The organism is Stenotrophomonas sp. GL_101, from assembly GCF_057835675.1.
The window spans coordinates 1337943-1358285 of the sequence record NZ_CM174432.1 but is presented as its reverse complement, the minus strand read 5'-3'; the positions used below and the strand labels follow the sequence as shown (position 1 = coordinate 1358285).

18 protein-coding genes and 1 pseudogene are annotated in these 20343 nt (G+C 64.8%); 8 read left to right on the top strand and 11 right to left on the bottom strand.

The window, feature by feature from the left end; translation table 11 throughout:
• Positions 1-64: 64 nt before the first annotated feature.
• Positions 65-859 (top strand): cytochrome C assembly family protein, encoded by a 795-nt coding sequence (locus tag AC3IR9_RS06075; RefSeq protein ID WP_489294721.1) that lies wholly within the window; start codon positions 65-67, stop codon positions 857-859.
• A 68-nt stretch (positions 860-927) separates the two neighbouring features.
• Here AC3IR9_RS06075 and AC3IR9_RS06070 read toward each other — a convergent pair whose 3' ends face one another.
• From AC3IR9_RS06070 to radA, 3 genes are all read right to left on the bottom strand, one after another.
• Positions 928-3234, bottom strand: a complete 2307-nt coding sequence (locus AC3IR9_RS06070; protein WP_489294720.1) for a hypothetical protein — start codon at positions 3232-3234, stop codon at positions 928-930.
• Between the two features lie 43 nt (positions 3235-3277).
• Entirely contained in the window at positions 3278-5137 is a 1860-nt protein-coding gene (locus AC3IR9_RS06065; RefSeq protein WP_489294718.1) for an ATP-binding protein, read from the bottom strand.
• 105 nt (positions 5138-5242) lie between these two features.
• On the bottom strand, positions 5243-6622 hold the full coding sequence (radA, locus tag AC3IR9_RS06060; protein ID WP_489294717.1) for a DNA repair protein RadA: 1380 nt from the start codon (positions 6620-6622) through the stop codon (positions 5243-5245).
• 153 nt (positions 6623-6775) lie between these two features.
• Here radA and AC3IR9_RS06055 point away from each other — a divergent pair, with 153 nt between their 5' ends.
• On the top strand, positions 6776-8839 hold the full coding sequence (locus AC3IR9_RS06055; protein ID WP_489294715.1) for a putative bifunctional diguanylate cyclase/phosphodiesterase: 2064 nt from the start codon (positions 6776-6778) through the stop codon (positions 8837-8839).
• A 393-nt stretch (positions 8840-9232) separates the two neighbouring features.
• On the opposite strand, the gene cyoD is transcribed toward AC3IR9_RS06055, so the two are convergent.
• From cyoD to AC3IR9_RS06025, 6 genes are all read right to left on the bottom strand, one after another.
• A complete protein-coding gene (gene cyoD / locus AC3IR9_RS06050) occupies positions 9233-9577 on the bottom strand; it encodes a cytochrome o ubiquinol oxidase subunit IV (protein ID WP_489294713.1) in 345 nt (114 codons plus the stop codon).
• Complete coding sequence (gene cyoC, locus AC3IR9_RS06045) at positions 9577-10218, bottom strand: cytochrome o ubiquinol oxidase subunit III (protein ID WP_489294711.1); 642 nt, start codon at positions 10216-10218, stop codon at positions 9577-9579. The genes cyoD and cyoC overlap by 1 nt, the downstream gene beginning before the upstream one ends.
• Entirely contained in the window at positions 10215-12212 is a 1998-nt protein-coding gene (cyoB, locus tag AC3IR9_RS06040; protein ID WP_489295722.1) for a cytochrome o ubiquinol oxidase subunit I, read from the bottom strand. Before cyoB ends, cyoC begins: the two co-directional genes overlap by 4 nt.
• A gap of 8 nt (positions 12213-12220) precedes the next feature.
• The gene (gene cyoA / locus AC3IR9_RS06035; RefSeq protein ID WP_489294710.1) at positions 12221-13309 is read right to left on the bottom strand and encodes a ubiquinol oxidase subunit II; all 1089 of its coding nucleotides are present in this window, start codon (positions 13307-13309) and stop codon (positions 12221-12223) included.
• A gap of 259 nt (positions 13310-13568) precedes the next feature.
• Entirely contained in the window at positions 13569-14585 is a 1017-nt protein-coding gene (locus tag AC3IR9_RS06030) for a 2-hydroxyacid dehydrogenase (protein ID WP_489294708.1), read from the bottom strand.
• A 104-nt stretch (positions 14586-14689) separates the two neighbouring features.
• Positions 14690-15592: a LysR family transcriptional regulator gene (locus tag AC3IR9_RS06025; protein ID WP_489294706.1), complete on the bottom strand. Its 903-nt coding sequence runs from the start codon at positions 15590-15592 to the stop codon at positions 14690-14692.
• Between the two features lie 216 nt (positions 15593-15808).
• On the opposite strand from AC3IR9_RS06025, the gene AC3IR9_RS06020 reads away from it, so the two are divergent.
• The 5 genes and pseudogenes from AC3IR9_RS06020 to AC3IR9_RS06000 all read left to right on the top strand — a co-directional run bounded on the left by AC3IR9_RS06020 (position 15809) and on the right by AC3IR9_RS06000 (position 18568).
• The gene (locus tag AC3IR9_RS06020) at positions 15809-16462 is read left to right on the top strand and encodes a hydrolase (protein WP_489294705.1); all 654 of its coding nucleotides are present in this window, start codon (positions 15809-15811) and stop codon (positions 16460-16462) included.
• Positions 16463-16602: 140 nt separating this feature from the next.
• Complete coding sequence (locus tag AC3IR9_RS06015) at positions 16603-16812, top strand: MoaF-related domain-containing protein (protein WP_489294703.1); 210 nt, start codon at positions 16603-16605, stop codon at positions 16810-16812.
• A gap of 48 nt (positions 16813-16860) precedes the next feature.
• Positions 16861-17966, top strand: a protein-coding gene (locus AC3IR9_RS06010; protein WP_489291038.1) for an IS3 family transposase whose coding sequence is annotated in 2 segments (ribosomal slippage) — positions 16861-17119 and positions 17119-17966 — 1107 coding nt in all. Because the reading frame shifts where the segments join, the coding sequence is not laid out codon by codon here.
• 44 nt (positions 17967-18010) lie between these two features.
• Positions 18011-18103, top strand: a pseudogene (locus tag AC3IR9_RS06005) (MoaF-related domain-containing protein); the annotation flags it as partial.
• Positions 18101-18568, top strand: coding sequence for a nuclear transport factor 2 family protein (locus tag AC3IR9_RS06000; protein WP_489294701.1), 468 nt, complete (start codon positions 18101-18103; stop codon positions 18566-18568). The pseudogene AC3IR9_RS06005 and the gene AC3IR9_RS06000, both read left to right, overlap by 3 nt.
• A gap of 157 nt (positions 18569-18725) precedes the next feature.
• Here AC3IR9_RS06000 and AC3IR9_RS05995 read toward each other — a convergent pair whose 3' ends face one another.
• Positions 18726-19253 carry a hypothetical protein gene (locus AC3IR9_RS05995; protein WP_489294700.1) on the bottom strand — a complete coding sequence of 176 codons (528 nt, stop codon included), beginning with the start codon at positions 19251-19253 and terminating at the stop codon, positions 18726-18728.
• A gap of 181 nt (positions 19254-19434) precedes the next feature.
• Entirely contained in the window at positions 19435-19932 is a 498-nt protein-coding gene (locus AC3IR9_RS05990) for a hypothetical protein (RefSeq protein ID WP_489294698.1), read from the bottom strand.
• Positions 19933-20088: 156 nt separating this feature from the next.
• Here AC3IR9_RS05990 and AC3IR9_RS05985 point away from each other — a divergent pair, with 156 nt between their 5' ends.
• Complete coding sequence (locus AC3IR9_RS05985) at positions 20089-20304, top strand: hypothetical protein (protein ID WP_489294696.1); 216 nt, start codon at positions 20089-20091, stop codon at positions 20302-20304.
• The last annotated feature ends 39 nt before the right edge of the window (positions 20305-20343 follow it).

Sequence of the window (20343 nt, the reverse complement as noted above, 5' to 3'; positions counted from 1 at the left end):
CTGGCGGCCCCGGCCCCGGGCCGCAGGCATCGCCAGCACCGCAGGGGTATGCGAAACTGACACGATGACAATCGTTCTCATCGCGACCCTGCTGTACCTGGCCGCCACCGCCCTGCTGGTGCGTGCGGTCAGCCGCGATGATGCCGTGCGTTCACCGGCGTGGCTGTGGCCGGCGCTGCCGGCGATGCTGCTGCACGGCGGGTACCACGTCCTGGTGGCGATACGCACCGACGGCGGCCCGGACATGCATTTCTTCGCCGCGCTGTCGCTGGTCGGGCTGGGCATGGCCTGGCTGACCTCGCTGGTGGCCGCGCGCGGGCGCATGGCCGCATTGGGCGTGCTGGTGTTCCCGATGGCGGCGGTGGTGCTGTGCGTCTACCACGCCTACGGCCACGCGCCGAGCCGGCCGCTGGGCTGGCAGCTGGCCACGCATGCCTGGATGGCGTTGCTGGCCTACGCCACGCTGAGCGTTGCCGCGCTGCTGGCCATCATGCTGTGGTTGCAGGAGCGCGCACTGCGCCGCCGCGACTTCCGCCCCTGGCTGCGCGCCTTGCCGCCGCTGGCCGACCTGGAAGCGTTGCTGTTCCGGGTGATCGCCGTCGGCTTCGCGCTGCTGACCCTGACCCTGGTAACCGGCGTGTTGTTCGTCGATGACCTGCTGGCACAGAAGCTGGTGCACAAGACGGTACTCAGCGTGCTGTCGTGGATCGTGTTCGGCACGCTGCTGATCGGCCGTCGCCGCTACGGCTGGCGCGGTGCCAAGGCGGTGCACTGGACGCTGACGGCGATGGCCTTGCTGCTGCTGGCGTTCTTCGGCAGCCAGTTCGTGATCGAACTGGTGTTCGGGCGCGGCCGCTGACCCGGCGCCAGGCACTGCCCGACGCCGGGTGAGGTTGAATCGGCCGGGCAACGCCCGGCGCAACAGGGTTACAGGCCGTAACGTTCGATGACGTCGAGATGGCGCTGTTCGTCCTGGTCGCAGGCTTCGGCCAGACGCAGCCAGCACAGCGGATGCGCCCAGGCGGCGGTCGCCTCGCTGAGGAAGCGATGCAGGGCCAGCGGCGGCTGCTCCTGCGGCTGGGCGACTGTGAACAGCACGCCGGGCAACTGCGCATCCTGCTGGTCCGGGTCGGTCAACTGGTAGTCGTCGCGGCTGTGCTTCCACACTTTCCAGCCGCGCGCTTCGACTGCTTCGGTGAACCCCGTCCAGGTATCCTCGCCGGGGTCGACGCCATCGACCAGCCAGCTGGCGGCATGCCCACCACTTTCCAGCAGATGCACCTGCGCATAGGTCGGCATGAAGTGCTCGCGCTCTTCCTCGCTCTCCGGTGCCGGGTGCACCAGTTCGGCATCGAACACCACCCAGTCGTCGACGCGCTGCGGGCGGTTGGCCGGGGCGTTCTCGATGATGCGCGCGGTGACCGGGCCGGTGCGGCGCGCGTAGTACTCGATCGGCTCGCCGTCATCCATGCAACGGATGATCACCCAGCCGAAATTCTCTTCGACCGGGCCAGGCCCATCGCTGAGTTCCATGCCGATCGCGGCGGCCGAATGCCGCACCGCCTCCCAGTCGCGCGCGGCGCTGGCAGCGGTCATGTGATCCCAATGGGCGCTGCGCGGCTCTTCCAGTATCCCGGTGAGGTGGCGGTACTGCTGCTTGGCATCGTCGAAGCGCTTGACCGCCATCAACGCGGTGGCCAACAGACCCCGCGCGCCGTGCGACCCGGGCGAGCGTTCCAGCAACGCGGTGCAGGCCTGTTCCAACGCGGCCCAGTCCAACAGACGATGGGCAAGCTGGGCCTGGCACCACAGCGCGAACACCGGCACGCTGGCCTGGTAGTGTTTCACCAGCCGCGCCAGGCCGGTCTCGTCGCCGCCCTGCACCAGCAGCCGCATCAAGGTGTAGGCCGGCATGGCGTCTTCGTCGGCATGCCGCTCGACGAACCCCCACAGCAGCGCGATCGCATCGTCTTCAGCGCCACAGGCACTCAACGCCGAGGCGGCGACATCGACCAGGGCGGCATCGTCCGGACGCTCGGCCACGGCCTGCAGCAGCCACTGCGCTTCGCGCTCGGGATCGCGTGGGTTGCCGGCCTCGCCCTGGGCGGCCAGCCAGTCCATCAGTGCATCGGCTGCCACCGGCAACGCCGCCTGCGCCGGCGCGCCATCGATACGCGCGGCCATCTGCGCGACCTGTCCGCTGGCGCCGCGGTCCTGCCGCAGCTGCCCCAGGTGGCGCTGGGCCAGCGCCAGGTGACGGCGCGCCATCCACACCGCCCCGCGCTGCAGGGCCATGTCCACGCACAGCCCGGCGATCTCGATCACAAAGCGGTGCGCGCCGACCTCGGCGAAATGCGCCAGGGTCACGTTGAGACGGCGGCCCAGGTCCCAGCTGTTGCTCTCCGGCGCGTTGCGCACCAGTAGCGCCACCACATGCGCCCACATGCGCCGGTAGTTTGGCGAGAGCTGGGCGAAAGGCACCATCGAGGCCATCGCCTCGTCGTCGCGACCGAGCTGGGCCAGCGCCCAGGCCTTGGAGAGCTTGCGCGGAATGGTGCAGTTGGCCGGCTCGTAATCGCCTTCGGCGGCCACCTCGGCCTCGCGCTGCCCGATCAGCGCCAACGCCTCCTGCGCACGGCCGCTGGCCAGCAGAATCTTGATGCGCATTTCCGGGAAGCTGTCGTACACCTTGCCGCCGTGCGCCAACACGGTCTCGGCCTGGGTCTCCAGATAGGCCAGCGCGTCATTGCTGCGACCATCGTCGAGCAGCGCATCGGCCTTCTCGCAGCTCAGGCACTGGTAGCACGCCCAGCTCGGATCGATCCGCGCCAAGGTTTCATCGCAGACCTCCACGCGCTCAGGCACCCAGCCGGGACCATCGATGTTGCCGTAGCACGCGGCCAGGTCCTGGGTGACGCAGATGCTCTGCGGGCACTCAGCCGCATCGGCGCGGTGCGCGCGCTCGAACAGTGCCACGGCATCGCCCAGTGCGGCCTCGCCTTCGAGCCGGTTGCCGACCCGGTTGCGCATTTCCCAATGGCCGACGAACACCTCCAGCCACGGATTGGCCAGCGTCTTGCCGAGCGCACGCGCCTCAGGCAACAGGGCATCGACGCGATCCATGCGCAGTTCGCAGACTTCATCGGTCAGCCGCGTCAGCAGCTCCGCACTCTGCGGCTGGCCGGCCTGGCCCAGGTCATCCTGCAGTTTTCCCACCCAATTCCAGATATCCATGCGGTTCGTACTGTCCTGTTGAAGCGAGTTGAAAGAGAAGAGCTCAGCGCGGTGCCTGCAGCATCTGCTGCAGGGCGGCGGCAATGTCACCGAAGGCGCGGTTGAGGTCGGCGCTGGCGTCGCGACCGTCCTGGCCGCGCGCCTGCGCACCGACAATGACCTTGAGCGAGCGCAGCAGGCGCGCGGCTGCCACCGCCTGCGGGTTGTCGGCGCGCCGGGCGGCAAGCAGTGCCTGCACGGCCGGGTTGTCCAGGTTGAGATACAGGCGCGAGGTTGGCCGCACCGGGATGCGTGCGGTGAACTGCCGCGCCAGACGCAGCGCGGCCATCGACACGCGCTTGTCGTTGTCATCGCTCTCCAGCCGCTGCTTCAGTTCGGCCTCGCGATCGGGCACCACCACCACCGGCAGCTCGACCGGATTGAAATGCGCAGGCAGCAGTTGTTCGCCATCGCCCAGGTGCTGCTCCAGCCAGGCAAGGTCTTCGGCCGGCAGCGTATCGGTCTGGAACAGCGCGCGGTTGCCCTGCTCGGTGCCCAGCTCGACCAGGCGCATGCCCCGGGCCTGGGCCCAGCGACGCAGGAACGGCACCACCGCGTAGCGGTTGCCGTGCGCGACCGGTATGCCCATCGCGCGGAACAGCATTTCCTCAAAACCACCACCGCTGTCCAGGATCACATGCACCGCGCCACGCGCCGGCAGCTCGCTGGCTTTCATGTCGCCCTGCGAGGTGGGCAGGCGCACGTGGTCCATCAGCAGCTGGAACAGCCGGTCATCGCACAGCGCCGCACCGAGCAGCGCTTCGTTGTGCCGCACCAGCACACGCCGCCAGGCTTCCGGTTGCTGGCGCGCCACCTCGGCCAGGCCGTCGATGAGCGCCTCGCCCAAGGCATGCTGGACCGATGCATAGGCCTCATCGCGCTGAAGGTCCTCGCGGCTGGCGGTGGGAGTCAGGCGGTTCGATTCGATCACCCCGCCGATGAAACCGGCCCACGGCGGCAGCAGGTCGCGGGCGTCATCGTCGAGCAGCATGCCGCGCACGAACACCGACAGGTTGCGGTTGTCGCTGGTGCCATAGGTGGCGCCGTCCTGCACCCAGAGCAGGCCGACCGCATCGCTGCCGGCGGCCGCACGCACCGGCACCGCACAGATCGGCTCGAAATGAGGCTCGAAGCGGGCTGCGAACTCCACCGCGCGTCGCTGCGCCTGCAGCGGATGCAGCAGCACGCCATCGCGCGGACGCCACGGCGGCGGCTCGGGATTGATCGCCTGCGCATCGCGACCGATGTGGATCGGCTCGCCCAGCAGTGCGCAGTAGCGGCCGAGGATGTCGCGCAGGTTCGCCTCCTGGGCCAGGTGCTGGAAATCGGTGTGCAGTTCCAGCAGCACTTCGGTGCCGACCGCACGCGCGGGCATCGGCGACACCGTGTACTGCTCGGCATTGCTGGATACATAGCAATGGCCGAGCGCAGGATTCTGATAGGAGGTGGTGCGTACGGTGACCCGCTTGGCCAGCACGAACGCCGACAGGAAGCCCAGCCCGAACATGCCGATCAGGCCTTCGTCATCCTCGCCGGCCTGGCGCAGGCCGCGGGTGTAGCCGACTCCGACGGTCGCCAGGTAATCGTGGATTTCCTGCTGGGTCAGGCCGGCCCCGGTATCGACGATGCGGACGATGCCGCTGCCGACCTCGCCGTGCACTTCGATGCGGCCGGGCTCGCTCCAGCCGGGCTGTTCGAGGCGACGCCGGACCAGCGAGTCGTGCGCGTTCTGGACCAGTTCGCGCAGTGCCACCACCGGGGTGGAATACAGGTGCTTGCCAAGGACCGTCATCAATCCGTTGAGATCGACGCCGGCGCGGCGGATTTCAGTGGCGCCGCTGGCGTCGAGGGTCGTGTCGTGCATGTAATCGTTTTCTCTGGCGTGCGTGGCTCCGGGGAGACACGGGCTGGAACGAGGGGGCAGCAGGAAAAATTAGCACAGGCACGGTGACATGTGCCTGCGCCGGGTTCAGATCGCGTCGATCGCCTCGGACAACCGCTCCACCGCGATCACCTCCATGCCCTTCACGCTGCCGGTCTTGGGCGCATTGGCCTTGGGTACGATGGCGCGCTTGAAACCATGCGTGGCCGCTTCGCGCAGCCGGTCCTCGCCATTGGGCACCGGCCGGATCTCGCCGGACAGGCCGACCTCGCCAAAGGCAATGGTCTTCTCGGCCAGCGGCCGGTCCTGCAGCGAAGACAGCACCGCCAGCAGCACCGGCAGGTCCACCGCGGTTTCCTGCACGCGGATGCCACCGACCACATTGACGAACACGTCCTGGTCGCCGACCAGCACGCCACCATGGCGATGCAGCACCGCCAGCAGCATCGCCAGCCGGTTCTGTTCCAGGCCCACCGCGACCCGGCGCGGATTGGACAGCGGCGAGGCATCCACCAGCGCCTGCACTTCCACCAGCAGCGGCCGGGTGCCCTCGCGGGTGACCATCACGCAGCTGCCCGGTTGCCGGGTGCTGCCCCCGGAGAGGAAAATCGCCGACGGGTTGGAGACTTCCTTGAGCCCCTTCTCGCCCATCGCGAACACCCCCAGCTCGTTGACCGCGCCGAAGCGGTTCTTGAACGCGCGCAGCAGGCGGAAACGGCTACCGCTCTCGCCTTCGAAATACAGCACCGCATCGACCATGTGCTCCAGCACGCGCGGGCCGGCAATGCCGCCCTCCTTGGTGACGTGACCGACCAGGAACACCGCCGTGCCGGTTTCCTTGGCGAAGCGCACCAGGCGCGCAGCGCTCTCGCGGACCTGGCTGACCGAACCGGGTGCGGCGGTCAGCGACTCGGTCCACAGGGTCTGCACCGAATCGGCCACGATCAGCTTCGGCCTGGCCACGCTGGCGTGCTGCAGGATCGCCTCGACCTGGGTTTCAGCCAGCGCGTTGACGTTGTCCAGCGGCAGGTCCAGCCGCACCGCGCGGCCGGCCACCTGCGACAGCGATTCTTCGCCGGTGATGTACAGCACCGGCAGCGCCGCGGCCATCTTGGCCACCGCCTGCAGCAGCAGGGTGGACTTGCCGATGCCCGGGTCGCCGCCCACCAGCACCACCGCCCCTTCGACCAGGCCGCCGCCCAACACCCGGTCGAACTCGCCGATGCCGGTACTGACCCGCAGGTGTTCGGTCTGCTGGACATCCTTGAGCGCCATGATCTTTGGCGCGTCGACCTTGCCGGCCCAGCCCGAGCGGCGGGCGGCCGGCGACGTCTTGGTGGGGGTCGCGCTTTCCAGCGTGATCTCGCTAAGCACGTTCCAGACGCCGCACTCGTTGCACTGCCCCTGCCACTTGCCATATTCAGCGCCACATTCACTGCAGACGTACGCGGTAAGCCGCTTGGCCATGTCCCGTTCCACTTCATCGACTGTCGGGCAGGATAGCCGAGCCGGGTCGCAGCAGCGGAGACATGTGCCCGTCCATATCCTCAAGATTGTCGCGCGGTCGCCGATACTGCGGCGGGCCACCGCGCTTTCCCCTCCCCTCCCCCAGGCATTTCCATGACCGGCACCTACAGCCAGAGTCTTGTCGTATTCTCGCTGCTGGTCGCCATCCTCGCTTCCTATACGGCGCTGGACATGGCCGGGCGGCTGGCCAGCACCCGGGGCCGCGTGGCGCGTTGGTGGCTGGCCGGCGGCGCAGGCGCGATGGGCCTGGGGATCTGGTCCATGCACTTCATCGGCATGCTCGCCTTCGACCTGCCCATCCCGATCGGCTACGACCTGGCCTTGACCCTTTACTCGCTGGCGGTATCGGTGGGCGCTTCGGCCTACGCGCTGTGGCTGGTGTCGCGTGCCGCGCTGCCCTGGCAGCGACTGGTTGCCGGCGCAATGCTGATGGGCCTGGGCATCGCGGCCATGCATTACCTGGGCATGAGCGCGATGCGCATGCAGCCCGGCATCGACTACGACCCGCTGTGGTTCACCGCCTCGATCCTGATCGCCATCGGCGCGGCCGGCGCAGCGCTGTGGATCGCCTTCCGGCTGCGGCTGGAGCAGCGTCACCCGTACCTGCTGCGCGGGCTGGCCTCATTGGTGATGGGCCTGGCCATCGTCGGCATGCACTACACCGGCATGGCCGCCGCCCGCTTCCCCGCCGGTGCCATCTGCGGCGCGGCGTACGGCCAGGGCATCGACAGCAAGTGGCTGGCGGTGCTGGTGATCGTCACCACGCTGGCCACCCTGGGCATCGCGCTGATCGCCTCGGTGTTCGACCGGCAGATGCGCACCCGTACCGGGATGCTCGCCGACTCGCTGGCCCAGGCCAATGAAAAACTGATGCAGGCGGCCCTGCACGATCCGCTGACCCAACTGCCCAACCGCATGCTGCTGCAGGACCGGATCGAACAGGCCATCGAGAAGGCTCGGCGGCATCAGATCACGTTCGCGGTGATGTTCTGCGACCTGGACGGCTTCAAGGCCATCAATGACGCCTACGGCCACCAGATCGGCGACCAGCTGCTGATCCAGATGAGCGAACGGGTACTGGCGCTGCTGCGCGCGCAGGACACCTTCGCGCGGTTGGGCGGCGATGAGTTCGTGATCGTGTTCCAGGTGGAAGCGCCGGAGGATGCCGCCGTGGTCGCAGAGCGCATCCTGGCCACGGTGTCCGAGGCGTTCATGGTCGATGCGCTGGAACTGCAGGTCAGCGCGAGCATCGGCATCGCCCTGTACCCGGCCGACGCCACCAGCGAGCGCGAACTGATGGCGCACGCCGACGCGGCGATGTACCACACCAAGGAATCGGGGCGGAACAGCTATACCTTCTTCACGCCCTCGCTCAATGTCAGCGCCAACCGCCAGTTGAAGCTGCTGCAGGAGCTGCGCAAGGCGGTGATCCGCAAGGAACTGGTGCTGCACTACCAGCCCAAGTTCCCGGCCAGCGGCCCGCCGCTGATCGGCGCGGAAGCACTGGTGCGCTGGCAACATCCCGAACTGGGCCTGCTTGGCCCGGATGCCTTCATTCCACTGGCCGAGCGCAGCGGGTTGATCCTGCAGATCGGCGACTGGGTACTGGACCAGGCCTGCGCGCAGCTGCGCCAGTGGCACGACGCGGGCAACCCGGGCTGGTCGATGGCGGTGAACCTGTCGCCGCTGCAGTTCGGCTCAAGCACCCTGCTTGATACCGTGCGCGGCACGCTGGAGCGGCATGGGCTGGATCCCCGCTGCCTGACCCTGGAAGTGACCGAGACCACCGCGATGAAGGATGTGGAGGCCAGCCTGCTGATCCTGCACGGCCTGACCGCAATGGGGGTGAACATCTCCATCGATGATTTCGGTACGGGCTATTCCAGCCTGCTCTACCTCAAGCGCATGCCGGCCACCGAGCTGAAGATCGACCGGGCCTTCGTACGCGACCTGGAAGACAACGCCGAGGACGCGGCGATCGTCTCCTCGATCATCGCGCTGGGCCGTTCGCTGCAGCTGCAGATCGTCGCCGAAGGGGTGGAAACCGCAGGCCAGCGCCAGTACTTGAGCGACCTGGGGTGCGACCTGTTGCAGGGCTACCACCTGGGCCGGCCGGTGGGCGCGGAGGAGTTCCTGCGCATGGCGCAGGCGCCGTAACGCCTTCGGCGACTGCGTAGCGGCATTCCCTTGAACGGCCGCGGTGTCGTTTGGACATGCCGCAAGCGTTGGGCCCCGCGACAGCGTCACCACCAACGGTGGTGACCTACCGCCCACCGAAAGCCGAGCCCCTTGGCGGCCGGCATGTCCTTGGCAAAATAAAGGAGGAGGTCGCCGCAGGCGGCCGGGGGACATTTGCGCAAGGGCGTGCCGGCCGCCCAGGGGCACCGGACGCTCGCACAGTAGCCAAGCGAAGACGCACACCCTCGCTGTGACCACGCGTTGCAGTAAACCGCACTGCTGCCGCCGGGCGGCGCTACGTCCAACAGCAATCGGACAACGAAAAAGGCCGCCCGAAGGCGGCCTTTCCGTATGCAGCAACGTCCTTGGACGTCAGTGCATCATGTGCACGTTCATGTTGTGCATCACCCACAGCGAACCGGCCACGATGATGCCGATCACCACCACGGTGAAGGCTGCCGCGCTGACGTTCCAGCGCTGCTCGGAGGAGCGGTTCAGATGCAGGAAGAACACCAGGTGCACCAGGATCTGCAGCACCGCGGCGATCACGATGATGACCCCGGTGGTGAAGGTCGGCAGGTTGCCGTGCATCACCAGCCAGAACGGGATGATGGTCAGCACGGCCGCCAACAGGAAGCCGACCAGGTAGGACTTGACGCTGCCGTGGCTTTCGCCGCCGGCACCGTGGTCGTGGGCATGGTTGTCGTGTGCGGACATTACAGCGCTCCCTTCAGGTAGACGACCGAGAACACGCCGATCCAGATGAGATCCAGGAAGTGCCAGAACAGGCTCAGGCACGCCATGCGGGTCTTGTTGGTCGGGGTCAGGCCGTTCTGCTTGATCTGGATGAACATGATCAGCAGCCACAGCAGGCCGGCACTCACGTGCAGGCCGTGGGTGCCGACCAGCGCGAAGAACGCCGACAGGAACGCACTGTGGTCCGGACCATAGCCCTCATGGATGAGGTGGTTGAACTCCCACACTTCCATGACCATGAAACCGAAGCCCAACAGCCAGGTCAGGCCCAGCCACAGGTACATCTGGCCAACCTTGTGCTTGTGCAGGGCAATCATGCCCAGCCCGAAGGTCAGCGAGGACACCAGCAGCAGCGTGGTTTCCCATGCCACGAAGGACAGGTCGAACAGGTCCTTCGGGCCGGGGCCGCCGTTGGTGCCACCGGACAACACGATGTAGGTGGCAAACAGGCTGGCGAAGATGAGGCAGTCGCTCATCAGGTACACCCAGAAACCGAAGACGGTGTTGCCGCCGGTGTCGTGGTGCTCGTGCTCGTCATGGCCGTGGGCCGCCGCGTGCGCGGCGTGCCCATGGTTCATGGTGTTGGAGATATCGCTGCTCATGCCTTCAGCTCCGCTTTCACCAGGCCCTGCGCCACGAGATGGCGACGGTGCTCATTTTCGATCCGCTCCACTTCGGCGGCGGGCACGTAGTAATCGGTGTCCTTGTCGAAGGTGCGCCAGATGAAGGTACCGATCATGCCGACAATGCCGACGATGGCCAGCCACCAGATGTGCCAGATCATCGCAAAGCCCAGCACCAGGCTGAACGCACCGATCACCACGCCCGTGCCGGTGTTGCGCGGCATGTGGATGTCGCTGTACTTGGCCGGGCGTTCCCACGCCTCACCACGCTGCTTGCGCTCCCAGAACTCGTCCAGCTCGTTGACCTTGGGCAGCATGCCGAAGTTGTAGAACGACGGCGGCGAAGAGGTTTCCCACTCCAGCGTACGGGCGTCCCACGGGTCGCCGGTCAGGTCGGCGGTCTTCTTGCGGTCGCGGATCGACACGGCGATCTGGATCACCTGGCAGAGGATGCCGGCGCCGATGATGAAGGCACCGAACATGGCGATGATCAGCAGCGGCTGATATTCCATGTTCGGGTAGCTCTGCATGCGGCGGGTCATGCCCATGAAGCCCAGGATGTACAGCGGCATGAAGGCCACGTAGAAGCCGATGAACCAGCACCAGAACGCGCGCTTGCCCCAGGTTTCGTTGAGGCGGAAGCCGAACATCTTCGGCCACCAGTAGCTGATGCCGGCGAACATGCCGAACACCACGCCGCCGATGATGACGTTATGGAAGTGGGCGATCAGGAACAGGCTGTTATGCAGCACGAAGTCGATGGCCGGGATCGCCAGCATCACGCCGGTCATGCCGCCGATGGTGAAGGTGACCATGAAGCCGATCGTCCACAGCACCGGGGTGGTGAACTGCACGCGACCGCGGAACATGGTGAACAGCCAGTTGAAGATCTTCACGCCGGTCGGGATCGAGATGATCATCGTCGTGATGCCGAAGAAGGCATTGACGTTGGCACCCGAGCCCATGGTGAAGAAGTGGTGCAGCCACACCAGGAACGACAACACGCCGATGCAGGCGGTGGCGTAGACCATGCCCTTGTAGCCGAACAGCGCCTTTCGCGAGAACGTGGCGATCACTTCGGAGAACACGCCGAAGGCCGGCAGCACCAGGATATAGACTTCCGGGTGACCCCAGATCCAGATCAGGTTGATGTACAGCATGGCGTTGCCGCCACCGTCATTGGTGAAGAAGTGCGTGCCCAGGTAACGGTCCAGGGTCAGCAGCACCAGGGTGACGGTCAGCACCGGGAAGGCGGCGATGATCAGCACGTTGGTGACCAGCGCGGTCCAGGTGAAGATCGGCATCTGCATCAGCTTCATGCCGGGGGTACGCATCTTCAGGATGGTAATGAAGAAGTTGATACCGCTCAGCGTTGTACCCAGGCCGGCGACCTGCAGGCCCCAGATGTAGTAATCGACACCGACCCCGGGACTGTATTCCTTGCCCGACAACGGCGGGAAGGCCAGCCAACCGGTCTGCGCGAACTCACCCACGCCCAGCGAGATCATCACCAGGCCCGCGCCCGCCACGAACAGCCAGAAGCTGAGCGAGTTGACGAACGGGAAGGCCACGTCGCGTGCGCCGATCTGCAGCGGCACCACCACGTTCATCAGGCCGGTGATCAGCGGCATCGCCACGAAGAAGATCATGATCACGCCATGGGCGGTGAAGATCTGGTCGTAGTGATGGGGCGGCAGGATGCCCTCGTTGCCCCCGGCAGCCATGGCCTGCTGCACGCGCATCATGATCGCGTCGGCGAAGCCGCGCAGCAGCATGACGAAGGCGATGATGAGGTACATCACGCCGATCTTCTTGTGGTCGACCGAGGTGAACCACTCTTTCCAGAGATAGCCCCACAGCTTGAACTTGGTGACCAGGGCCATTACCAGCAGGCCACCGATACCCGCACCGATCAACGTGGTGATGATGATCGGGTCATGCGGGATGTCGGCAAATGTCAGTTTACCCAACAGATTCATGCTTATTCTCCCGAGCCTGCGTGACCGGCGTGACCGGCGGCGGCGTGCTCGTCTGCAGTGTGTTCGGCGTGCTCGGCGGCAGCATCTGCGGCGTGCGCCGCATGCGTGTCGTCGGCGTGCACGTCCGCCGGGGCAGGACCTGCAGCGGCAGGCATGTCGTGGCCGGCGTGGCTTTCGCCCGCGGCGCCGTCATGGCCCATCGCGTTGTGGTCGTGCTTCATGCCGTAGTGCTGGTTGTCGCCCATGTGCTTGGCGATGACCCAGTCGAACAGGCCGGCTTCGGTGGTGCCGTAGTAGGTCACCGGGTGCCAGTCGTGGTTCTTCTCGGCCACCAGCGCATTGAAGGCGGTCTTGTCCAGGGTCGCCGCGTCGCCGCGGACCTTGGCCAGCCACTGCTGGTACTGCTCGTCGGTCACCGAGTGCGCGGTGAAATGCATCTTGCTGAAGCCCGCGCCGCTGTAGTGCGAGGACATGCCCGGGAACTCACCGGTCTCGTTGGCGATCAGGTGGAGTTTGGTCTCCATGGCCGTCATCGAGTAGATCATGCTGCCCAGGTGCGGGATGAAGAATGCATTCATCACCGAATCGGAGGTGATCTTGAAGTTCAGCGGGGTATCGACCGGGAAGGTGATCTCGTTGACCGTGGCGATCTTCTCTTCCGGATAGATGAACAGCCACTTCCAGTCGAGCGAGATGGCCTGGATCACCACCGGCTGCTTGTCCGACTCCAGCGGACGGTACGGGTCCAGCGCGTGCGAGGAACGCCAGGTCAGCACGGCCAGCACCAGCACGATCATGCACGGGATCGACCACACCACCACTTCGATCGCGGTGGAGTGCGACCACTTCGGCTCATAACGGGCCTTGGTGTTGGTCGCACGGTACTTCCACGCGAAGGCAAGGGTCATGACGATGACCGGCACGACGACCAGCAGCATCAGCACGGTAGCCGTGATCAGCAGCGTCTTCTCATCGTGGCCGATCTGGCCCTTGGGGTTGAGGATGGCCGAATTGCAGCCCGTGAGGAACACGGACAACGCAAACAGCAGACCCGGACGCAAAAAGCGTCCAAGGGGGTTCAACGGAATCATCGGTCGATCCAATTGCGTAGGGAATGCCAGGTCAAGCGCGTCCCGTCCCGGCCAAGGCCGGTTGTACCGGCCCAGGGGACAGGTATACGAGACGATCATGTCAGCCCTCTAATTTTATGCCGTCACGCACCATTTAAGAAAGGCATTGACAATGATCCGACGCAGGAAAGGCCTGTTTTGGGCTGCGACACGTTGTCGCACTGCGGGCAAGACGCCCGGATCGGCAAGATGAACGCGCTCTTGTATAGACATGAACGGGTCAGGCGGCCGGCACCCGGTTCGGGCAGGCGGCACCGGTGGTGAAATCGGCCAGATTGCGCAGCGTGATGGCGGAGATCTCGCGCAGCGCCTCCACCGTGAAGAAGCCCTGGTGCCCGGTGACCAGCACATTGGGGAAGGTCATCAGGCGCTGGAACGCATCGTCGTCGATGATCTCCCCGGACCGGTCCTGGAAGAACAGCGCGCTTTCCTGTTCGTAGACATCGATGGCCAGATGGCCCAATTGCCGCGACTTGAGCGCGCCGATGACTGCGTGGGTATCCACCAGCCCACCCCGCGACGTGTTGACCAGCATCGCGCCGGGCTTCATCCGGGCCAGCGAGGCATCGTTGACCAGGTGGTGGGTCTGCTCGGTCAGCGGGCAATGCAGCGAGACGATATCGGACCGGGCCAGCAGCGCGTCCAGCGCGACCGCTTCACCGAGCGCCAGGAAATCCGGGGACGGATACGGGTCGTAACCCAGCACGGTGCAGCCCATGCCCCTGAAGATCCGCGCGGTGGCCAGGCCGATCCTGCCGGTTCCCACGATACCGACCGTGCAGCCATGCAGGGTGCGCCCCAACAGGCCGTCGAGCATGAAGTTGCCTTCGCGCACCCGGTTGTAGGCCCGATGGGTATGCCGGTTGAGGGTCATCACCAGCGCGAGCGTGTGCTCGGCGACGGCTTCGGGCGAATAGGCCGGCACCCGCGCGACGAACAGGCCCAGCTGCTGGGCGACGGCGAGGTCCACATTGTTGAAGCCCGCGCAACGCAGCAGCACCGCGTCTACCCCCAGGCCATGCAACGCCTGCAGGACGGGCGCGTCGAGGCGGTCATTGACGAACACGCAGACCGCCTCGCAGCCTTGGGCGAGCGCTGCGGTGTACACATCCAGGGCCGCATCGAAGTAGGCGAACTCGATCCCCTGCCCCGCCCCGGCAGACTGGCCGACAACCAGGTTTGCTTCGTCCAGGAAGCGACGGTCGTAGGGGCGTGCGCTGAAAACGGCGATCTGCATGTGAGCTGCCTCGGAGAAATCTGCTGCGACGATACCTTGAAAGCCCGGGATGCTCCCGCCATGCCGGGCCTGGTTCGCCGCGCGGGTATCACCGAGGTCGGCCGCTACGCGGGGGAACCACTGGCCAGCGTCAGCGCCGGCACCTGCTCAAAGCACTCGATCAACAGATCGGTGAGTACCCGCACTTTCCGCACCGGGTGCTGGCTGGGCGGGCGGATGACGTAGATGCCCGCAGGCGGGGGCGGATAGCGCGTCATGAGCGGCACGAGGGCGCCGGAGGTGACATGCGCATCGGTGATGTAATCGGGCAACCAGGCCACACCGAGCCCGGCAAGGGCCGCCGCCGCGAGCGCGCCTGCATTGTCGGCCTTGAAGCGGCCTCGCGGATGCACGGTGACGATCTCGCTGTTGTCCATGAACTGCCAGGCTTCGGTTCCCTGCATGAGCGCCTCATGCTGGGCAAGGTCGGCGGGTGTTTCGGGGGAACCGTGCAACCTGACATAGCCGGGACTTGCGACGAGCTTTCCAAACAGCGGCCCGACGCGCCGTGCAATCAGATTGGAGGTCTGTAGATACCCTACCCGGATCGCACAATCGAATCCTTCCGAAATGAGGTCGACGAAGGTATCGCTGTAGCAGGTGTGGATATGCAGCTTCGGGTGGCGTCGCGCCATTTCTGCAAGGACCGGTGCGAACTGATCGGGACCGAAGGACAGCGGCGCGGCAACCCGCAACCGGCCACACAGCTCGCCGGCCGGCAGCAGGGTTTCCCGGGCCACATCGATTTCGTTGCAGGCCTTGCTCGCATGTTCCCGAAACGTAACCCCGGCCTCGGTGAGCGCGGCGCCACGGGTGGTGCGCGCAAGCAACTGGATACCCAGCTCCGCTTCCAGCCGGCCGAGCCGCCGGCTGACGATCGATTTGGACACGCCCAGGCGGCGCGCCGCAGGAGAGACGCCGCCCGCGTCGGCGACTTCCACGAATGTCCGCAGTTCCTCGATATCCATCCCGGCCCTCCTGCTGTTGCGCGCCCCTCTTCGCGACACAGCTTGCCATAACCGTTTCGGACCCGGCGTTCCCCGTTGTGCGACACAGCGTGGCCGGAGCCGCTACTACCGCCTCGCCGGGCGGAATGACAAGGTCTGTACCCAGCGCTGCACGCGGAATTCCATGCCCGCAGGCGCAGACCTGATCACCCACCCCTGCACCATGAGGATGTAGCCATGACCTTCCGTAACGGCCTTGATTCGCTGCTTCGCCCCGAGGACTCGGTTCTCGTTCTGATCGATCACCAGCCGTACCAGCTCGCCAACCTGAACAGCCACGACCCGCAGGCCGTGGTCAACAACACCACTGCGCTGGCAAAGACCGCCCACGTGTTTGGCGTTCCCACCATCCTGACCAGCGTGATTGCCAGCCGCGGGGGTCTCATCTTCCCGCAGATCACCGATGTGTTCCCCGGGCAGGAGGTGATCGACCGCACGTTCATCAACACCTGGGAAGACAACAAGGTGGTGGACGCGGTCAAGGCCACCGGCCGCAAGCAGCTGATCATCGCCGGCCTGTGGACCGAAATCTGCGTGGCAATGCCGGTGATACAAGCGCTTGGCGAAGGCTGGGACGTGACCGTGATTACCGATGCGTCCGGTGCCACGTCGGTGGAAGCCCACCAGGTTGCCATCCAGCGGATGATCGCCGCGGGTGCCAACATGATGACCTGGCTGGCGTTGGCGTCCGAATGGCAACGGGACTGGGCGCGTTCTGAACACATCGCCGCGCTCAATGAAGTGATCAAGTACCACGCCGCAGGGAGCGGCATCGCCTACCTGTGGGAGCAGCAGTTGCTCAACACGCCGGCACCGGGCCCGGCAGCCTGATCCCAGGCAGGGATGATTTGGCGCCCCCGCGAGCAGTCGTGCGGGCGCTTCCCTTGGCCCGGCCCGGCCTCCCCCTCTCAAGGGAGGTGCCAGGCCTGGGCTGCGAGCTGCTGCGAGCCATCTGACCATTTGAAGGAACCATGAAAATCTCACTGGATCGTTTTCCCGTCGGGCTGGAGATGGATGTCTGCTACCCGAGCTTCCAGGTCAGCCTCACGCTGTTGTCCACTACGCAGTTGAAATTCGAGATCAAGGAAGGACCGTTCGCCCGTACCGAGGTTGTCGATATCCAGATCGTGCCGCTGGGTAACAGCTTGTACGCGGTCAGCTCGACGTCCCCCCAAGATTGAGTAGCGCAGCTGTTTGGAGTCCAATCCTCAGTGACAAGGAGATTGGACGTGAAGAAACGCTTTTCCGAAGAACAGATCATCGGCTTCCTGCGCGAAGCAGAGGCCGGCATGCCCATCAAGGACCTGTGCCGTCAGCACGGCTTCAGCGAGGCTTCGTACTACCTGTGGCGCAGCAAGTTCGGTGGCATGAGTGTGCCCGACGCCAAGCGGCTCAAGGACCTGGAGGCTGAGAGCACGCGCCTGAAGAAACTACTGGCAGAGCAGGTTTTCGAGAACGACGTCATCAAGGATGCGTTGCGAAAAAAGTGGTGACCGCCCCGGCGCGCAGGCTGCTGGTGCGGAGCATGGTCGAGAAGGGGTTGAGCGAGCGGCGAGCGCTGACGGTGGTGCGGATGAGCGCCAGCGCGCTGCGCTATGAGCCTCGGGCCGACCGCAACGTTGAGCTGCGCGAGCAGATCGCTGCGCTGGCGCATCGGCACAGACGCTACGGGGTGGGCATGATCCATTTGAAACTGCGGCAGAAAGGGCTTGTCGTGAACTACAAACGAGTGGAGCGCCTGTATCAGGAAGCGGGCCTGCAGGTGCGTCGCAGAAAGCGTAAGAAGGTGCCGATAGGCGAGCGCCAGCCTCTCCTGCGGCCGTCCGCTGCCAATGAGGTGTGGTCGATGGACTTCGTGTTCGACCGCACCGCGGAAGGCCGGGTGATCAAGTGCCTGACCATCGTCGACGACGCCACCCACGAGGCTGTGGCCATCGAAGTGGAGCGGGCAATTTCCGGGCAAGGCGTGTCCAGGGTACTGGACAGACTGGCCATGCAGCGCGGCTTGCCACGAGTGATCAGGACAGACAACGGCAAGGAGTTTTGCGGTAAGGCGATGGTGGCCTGGGCTCACGAAAAGGATGTTGCCCTGCGTCTGATCGAACCGGGCAAGCCGAACCAGAATGCGTACGTCGAGTCCTTCAACGGACGGCTGCGCGACGAATGCCTCAACGAGCACTGGTTCCCGACGTTGCTTCATGCCCGTACCAGTATCGAAAGCTGGCGGCGCGACTACAACGAAGAAAGACCCAAAAGAGCGCTTGGCGGTCTAACACCCGTCCAGTACGCCGCCCAGTTGGCGGCGAAGAAAGATAACATCAGCACCGGACTCTAAACCCGCCCACTACTCAAGCCGGGGGGACGTCGAGCTGGCAGGAGCACGATGGCGCTACCGTCACCAATCTCCAGGATTACGATCGCGGCCAGGTTCATTCCTTCGCAACGCTGCCCGATGGCCGCTTCCTGCGCATGGGCGGGACGATGGCGATAACCCGGCCTGCTGCACGTGCCATCGATGATCGCCCGCAGCGCAACAAGGCGCTGGTACTCGACGCGATGACCGCCCTGTTCCAACGCCATGATGCCAGCGCCGTGGAGCGCCTCTACGCAGCCAACTACATCCAGCACAATCCCGGCATTGCGCAAGGTCGCGATGCGCTGCACGCGCTGGTCGCCGAGCTGCCGAAGGATGTCTACTACGAGCCTGGCCTGATGGTCGCCGAGGGCGATTTCGTCGCCATCCACGGCCGCATCCGCGGCTGGGCGGATGCACCGCAGGTAGTGGTCGATCTGTTCCGGATCGAGCAGGGGCTATTGGCCGAGCATTGGGATGTTCTGCAGGACGAGGCGCCGGTCTCGGCGACTGGCGGCGGTGTCTCGATGTTTGATGCCGGGGAGCGTGCGTGCCAGGTTGTGGATGCTCGTACTTTGCCGTGACCTGGCCTTCAAGAGGTGGGGCTTTGGGGGGTGGCTCCAAACCGGTGCGCTGCTCCATCTTTGGGGACGTCGCCGGAAATGGGAATCGAACCCACGCCCCACGCACTAAGCATCACGAAGCCACATGCAGGCCAGCGTCCCTAGAGCGTCTTTTTTACTAGCCAAAACAATCCCCGAGCTGGTCAACCAGTACGGCTCCTTGGACCAATACAGTGAACTGAGGAACGGAGCCCATCAGGTAGCAGTCAACCATCACAAGGCCGGCGGGATCATTCACTGAAAAAACCGGCGAGCCCTCCGTTTTGGCAGCCAGACCAAGCAATCCACTGACCTTTACATCGTGCACCTTCGCGCCACCTAGATAGTGCTTTCCGTCTAAGTGAATGAAGCCGTCGACTCGCCCAACAATGCTATCGATGCACGCAACGATCTTCTCTGCGGCCTTGCGATCAATGTATGCGGATACGAGACCCGGAGCCGACCTAATGTCCTTTGGCCACACGACCTGCTGACAGTCATAACTGGTTATGAAATCAGATAAGGACAGGTTCAATTGCATACTATCGTTAACCGCCGCAACGAAATCAGGCGCGTAACGCTGACGAAGGGCCAACTGCTCACGAGCCTGACCAGCCATCAGCCTGGCCGCCTTCAGCACACGATACTCTTCGTCAGATTTACTCATCACTCTCCATTTGGCTTGAAATCACCCCTGGTCTTTCCTTCGTTCTGAATTCCGGGTCTTCCACCGCCATCCACCTGCCCAGCAGCCTTCACAGTACCCGCCTCAACTGAAAGCCGCTGCACTTCCCGTTGGCATCGTCCAGGAATTCGCCAGCAGAGCATGGAGGTCGCCCCGAGACCCTCTATTCCTTGTGATCTGAAGCCACGCCCACCTCGTCATGAATAACCACTGGCCCCACCTTTTCTACAGCCACCACTACGTCAACCGCTGCCAGCGAACTCATGACTCCAAACCATGGGGCAATGGAGTCCTTCGCTAGACCAAACTCTGCCCGGACCCTGACGACTTGGTACCACTTGTCTTCAAGGAGGGACAAATCGCCCCCACTTAACGCGATCGCGTTGACTACGACATCGTGAAGGTAGTCCTGCTCGCCGGGAAAGAGCAGAACCACGCCATTCCTCGGCGCCAAGAACCCAACAAGCGTTACCTGCCTATCCACAGCAGACACGGGGTTCGCCATCAGCCGCTGAAAGCTGGTGTTGCACCGATCTGAACCCTTGATTCGGTAATAGCATGCGTCTAGAGGCTCGAAATCTATGGATCCAACCTGGTCGCGCTGACTACATCCAGCGCTGATGAGAAGAGGGAGGCCGCACAGAACTACCAAGGAGATCATGCTTTTTGCTTTCATATTACTTCCCGATCTGTTCCACAGGAGAAGACACACCGTTGAACCGGAACACCCCATTTTGGGGGGACGTCGCAAGGTCGCGATGCGCTGCACGCGCTGGTCGCCGAGCTGCCGAAGGACGTCTACTACGAGCCCGGCCTGATGGTCGCCGAGGGCGAATTCGTCGCCATCCGCGGTTGGGCGGATGCACCGCAGGTAGTGGTCGATCTGTTCCGGATCCAGCAGGGGTTGCTGGCCGAGCATTGGGATGTTCTGCAGGACGAGGCGCCGGTCTCGGCGACGTGCGGCAGTGTCTCGATGTTTGATGCCGGGAAGCGTGCGCGCCAGGTTGTGGGCTCGTTCCTTGCGGTGACCTAAGAAGTGGAGTTATGGGGATTTGGCTCCAAACCGGTGTGG

Excerpts from the sequence above, each read along its gene's own strand:
- AC3IR9_RS05990 (WP_489294698.1), bottom strand. The coding sequence starts at position 19,932 with ATGATCTCCTTGGTAGTTCTGTGCGGCCTCCCTCTTCTCATCAGCGCT.
- AC3IR9_RS06070 (WP_489294720.1), bottom strand. The coding sequence starts at position 3,234 with ATGGATATCTGGAATTGGGTGGGAAAACTGCAGGATGACCTGGGCCAG.
- AC3IR9_RS06030 (WP_489294708.1), bottom strand. The coding sequence starts at position 14,585 with ATGCAGATCGCCGTTTTCAGCGCACGCCCCTACGACCGTCGCTTCCTG.
- AC3IR9_RS06055 (WP_489294715.1), top strand. The coding sequence starts at position 6,776 with ATGACCGGCACCTACAGCCAGAGTCTTGTCGTATTCTCGCTGCTGGTC.
- cyoD (WP_489294713.1), bottom strand. The coding sequence starts at position 9,577 with ATGTCCGCACACGACAACCATGCCCACGACCACGGTGCCGGCGGCGAA.
- AC3IR9_RS05995 (WP_489294700.1), bottom strand. The coding sequence starts at position 19,253 with ATGAGTAAATCTGACGAAGAGTATCGTGTGCTGAAGGCGGCCAGGCTG.
- AC3IR9_RS06075 (WP_489294721.1), top strand. The coding sequence starts at position 65 with ATGACAATCGTTCTCATCGCGACCCTGCTGTACCTGGCCGCCACCGCC.
- AC3IR9_RS05985 (WP_489294696.1), top strand. The coding sequence starts at position 20,089 with ATGGTCGCCGAGGGCGAATTCGTCGCCATCCGCGGTTGGGCGGATGCA.
- AC3IR9_RS06065 (WP_489294718.1), bottom strand. The coding sequence starts at position 5,137 with ATGCACGACACGACCCTCGACGCCAGCGGCGCCACTGAAATCCGCCGC.
- radA (WP_489294717.1), bottom strand. The coding sequence starts at position 6,622 with ATGGCCAAGCGGCTTACCGCGTACGTCTGCAGTGAATGTGGCGCTGAA.
- AC3IR9_RS06020 (WP_489294705.1), top strand. The coding sequence starts at position 15,809 with ATGACCTTCCGTAACGGCCTTGATTCGCTGCTTCGCCCCGAGGACTCG.
- cyoA (WP_489294710.1), bottom strand. The coding sequence starts at position 13,309 with ATGATTCCGTTGAACCCCCTTGGACGCTTTTTGCGTCCGGGTCTGCTG.
- AC3IR9_RS06000 (WP_489294701.1), top strand. The coding sequence starts at position 18,101 with ATGGGCGGGACGATGGCGATAACCCGGCCTGCTGCACGTGCCATCGAT.
- AC3IR9_RS06025 (WP_489294706.1), bottom strand. The coding sequence starts at position 15,592 with ATGGATATCGAGGAACTGCGGACATTCGTGGAAGTCGCCGACGCGGGC.
- AC3IR9_RS06015 (WP_489294703.1), top strand. The coding sequence starts at position 16,603 with ATGAAAATCTCACTGGATCGTTTTCCCGTCGGGCTGGAGATGGATGTC.
- cyoC (WP_489294711.1), bottom strand. The coding sequence starts at position 10,218 with ATGAGCAGCGATATCTCCAACACCATGAACCATGGGCACGCCGCGCAC.